Source organism: Streptomyces sp. NPDC004561 (genome assembly GCF_053602155.1).
In genome coordinates this window covers 1-2,311 of the sequence record NZ_JBSGDB010000805.1, presented here as the reverse complement: position 1 = coordinate 2,311, position 2,311 = coordinate 1, and the positions used below count along the sequence as shown (strand labels likewise).

General features: G+C 71.1%; 2 protein-coding genes. One reads left to right on the top strand and one right to left on the bottom strand.

Annotated elements, in window-relative coordinates; translation table 11 throughout:
* Positions 1-827 precede the first annotated feature (827 nt).
* Positions 828-962: a hypothetical protein gene (locus ACWEN3_RS45525; protein WP_452984208.1), complete on the top strand. Its 135-nt coding sequence runs from the start codon at positions 828-830 to the stop codon at positions 960-962.
* Between the two features lie 142 nt (positions 963-1,104).
* On the opposite strand, the gene ACWEN3_RS45520 is transcribed toward ACWEN3_RS45525, so the two are convergent.
* Positions 1,105-2,256 carry a HAMP domain-containing sensor histidine kinase gene (locus tag ACWEN3_RS45520; RefSeq protein ID WP_452984206.1) on the bottom strand — a complete coding sequence of 384 codons (1,152 nt, stop codon included), beginning with the start codon at positions 2,254-2,256 and terminating at the stop codon, positions 1,105-1,107.
* Positions 2,257-2,311 lie beyond the last annotated feature (55 nt).

Sequence of the window (2,311 nt, the reverse complement as noted above, 5' to 3'; positions counted from 1 at the left end):
GTCTCGGTCGACTCCCTGGGCAGCGATGCGTTCTACAAGATCATCACCCAGAGCGGCACGGTCTACACCCTGCACTGTGCGGCCACCAACGCCCTGTGTGCCCCGCCCCCGCACAAGGGCCGCTCCCTGCATCGCGATGGGTAGCGGTGACACCTCAGCCCTGATCAACGCCCACCCGCCGACGACCGCAGACCCCAGGAGGCAGACCATCACAACAGTCGAGAGCTGCTAGGGACCGCAGGGAACAACGGTCGCGCGTTAGCATCGCACAGGACAACGGCCCCTGACCGACGACCGGTCAGGGGCCGTTCACCTGTGCAGTGCGGGGCGGCCCGTGTCCCCGCCGTGCCCGATCAAGCGGGGAACCACGGGGAAAACCGGACATCCACCAGCCCCGATCACGAAGGAGGACCCGCCCGAATTCCCGGTTCGGGGACCATTCTCACCGCTGCTGCGGCGGAGTTCGGCCGACTGGCCGGCCCAGGGGACCTTAATGGCCCCGCCGGCCGATAGTTCGCATCCGAGGCACACCACCGGAACCACCGTTCGGGCCGTCTCTGGGCCGTCCGGCGGCGTTCGGCGATGACCAACGACGACAAACGCCGACGGCCCCGCTGCTGGTCAGAGAGTTGGCCGATGGCGGAGCCGCAGGTTACTGGCGCCCGGTTTCAGAGCTTTGAAGCACAGCCCCTCTTCGGCGGTGGCGGGGTCGGTGGTTGATAGGCACAGCGTGAACGGTGTTGCCGCCTGCAACTGGTGATGAGCGCCTCCAGTGCGGTGCGGCACCGGGTGTAGTGCCAGCCGGTCATGTCCCCGGCCTCGGCAGTATGGACCAGGTCGCCGTCGCCCTCGTCGCCCGCTGGCTGGCCCACACCCTCTCTCGCCTGGACATCCGTCCGGCGGGAGGACTGCGGGTCTACCTGTCCCGGGCGGTCATGAGCACGTCGGCGCACGAGTCCTAATGATCTGCGGCTTGGCGCTGGGAGCGGGGTCGCGTCGCCGATACGTCCGGAGCCGCCGCTGCCTCGGCGGTGCTCGTCTACCGGCTGCGGACGGCGTGGCTACCGCTGGAGCCTGGGTTCGTGACGCTAGGAGTGCTCCAGGTCAGCGACGCGTGGCAGCGCAGTCAGCCATGGGCGTCGTGTGCGAGCGTTCGATGCGGGAGGCGGGGTCGAGAGCGAAGCCGATGATCGCGCCGCCGCCGGCGCGGTTGTGGGCGAAGGCGGTGCCGCCGTGGGCGGCCGCGACGGCGTGCACGATCGCCAAGCCCAGCCCGGAGCCGGGCAGGCTGCGGGCGCTGTCGGCGCGGTAGAAGCGGTCGAAGACGCGGGGCAGGTCGGCCTCGGCGATGCCCGGTCCGCGGTCGCGCACCTCCACGCGCGTGCCCTTGATCACGACTTCTATCGGCTCGGTTCCGTCCCGGTCGAACTTGGCGGCGTTCTCCAGCAGGTTCGTCAGCGCCCGCTGTACCGCGTCCGGCCGGGCTCGTACGACGGTGTCGTCGGCCTCGACAAGGATCTCCCGGCCGGTGCGGCGACGGGTGAGGGCGGCCGCGTCCTCGGCCAGGGCGCCCAGGACGATCTCCGTGGGCTGTTCGGCGTTCCGGTCGCCGGCCGCGAGGTCGACCAGTTCGTTGACGAGGTTGACCAGCTCGCGGGTCTCGCTCTTCATGTCGGCGATCAGGGCCGCCTTGGCCTGACCCGGCAACTGGTCGATGCGGTCCAGGAGGGCCGCGTTGGCCTGCAACGAGGTCAGCGGGGTGCGAAGTTCGTGCCCGGCGTCCTGCACCAGGCGCCGCTGCACCTCCTCGGAGGCGGCGAGCCGGCCCAGCATCCCGTCGAACGCCCGCCCAAGACGGCCGACCTCGTCCTGCCCGGCGACGGGGACCGAGGTGTCCAGCCGGCCGGTGCGGGCCACGTCCTCGGCGACCCGGGTGAGCCGGACCAGCCGCCCGGCGATCCTGCGGGCCAGCCACCAGCCCGCGACGCCGGCCACGACGAGGACGGCGGCGCTCAGCTCGACGGTGCGTTCCTTGAGTCCCCTGAGCAGACCCTCGGTGTCGCTGTACTGCTGCGCCACCTGGACGGCGCCCCGGCCGCCGCCCAGCGCGACCGTGGCGACCCGGTAGCGGTCCCCCTCGATCTCGGTCTTGTAATAGATGATGTGTCCGGCCGTGGCGTGCGAGGCCGCAGCGCGGTCGGCCGCGCGGACCGGCTGCTGTCCCCGTACCACCGTCAGCGCTGGAGCAGGCCCCACCCGTACTCTTCCCGGCTCGCTGTGCACTGCGACACCGGAACCCCCGCTTCACCGT

Bases quoted from the DNA above. Each gene is read 5' to 3' on its own strand.
- ACWEN3_RS45525 (WP_452984208.1), top strand. From the start codon at position 828: ATGGACCAGGTCGCCGTCGCCCTCGTCGCCCGCTGGCTGGCCCACACC.